This window comes from Streptomyces flaveolus (genome assembly GCF_014648815.1).
GTDB lineage: Bacteria > Actinomycetota > Actinomycetes > Streptomycetales > Streptomycetaceae > Streptomyces > Streptomyces flaveolus.
Genome location: NZ_BMRV01000045.1, coordinates 1 through 800 on the forward strand (window position 1 = coordinate 1; position 800 = coordinate 800).

1 pseudogene is annotated in these 800 nt (G+C 69.5%); it reads left to right on the top strand.

Annotated features, from left to right (window positions below):
- Positions 1-800, top strand: a pseudogene (locus IEZ05_RS36120) (alpha-1,4-glucan--maltose-1-phosphate maltosyltransferase); the annotation flags it as partial.

The window sequence follows — 800 nt, forward strand, 5'->3', positions numbered from 1 at the left end:
TTCCGCACCGCCGCCCGCCGGCTGCCCGCGATCGCCGCGATGGGCTTCGACGTCGTCTACCTGCCCCCGGTCCACCCCATCGGCACCACCTTCCGCAAGGGCCGCAACAACACCCTGTCCGCCGGCCCCGACGACGTCGGCGTCCCCTGGGCCATCGGCTCCCCCGAGGGCGGCCACGACGCCGTCCACCCCGGCCTGGGCACCATCGACGACTTCGACGCCTTCGTCGCCCGCGCCGGCGAACTCGGCCTGGAGATCGCCCTCGACTTCGCCCTGCAGTGCTCCCCGGACCACCCCTGGGTCCACAAGCACCCCGAGTGGTTCCACCACCGGCCCGACGGCACCATCGCCCACGCCGAGAACCCGCCCAAGAAGTACCAGGACATCTACCCCATCGCCTTCGACGCCGACATGGACGGCCTGATCGCCGAGACCGTCCGCGTCCTCCGCTTCTGGATGGACCACGGCGTGCGGATCTTCCGCGTCGACAACCCGCACACCAAACCCGTCGTGTTCTGGGAACGCGTCATCGGCGAGATCAACCGCGCCGACCCCGACGTGATCTTCCTGGCCGAGGCCTTCACCCGCCCCGCGATGATGCACACCCTCGCCCAGATCGGCTTCCAGCAGTCCTACACCTACTTCACCTGGCGCACCACCAAACAGGAACTGACCGAGTACCTCACCGAACTGTCGGGGGACGCCGCCTCCTACATGCGGCCCAACTTCTTCGCCAACACCCCCGACATCCTGCACGCCTACCTCCAGCACGGCGGCCGCCCCGCCTTCGAGGTCCGCGC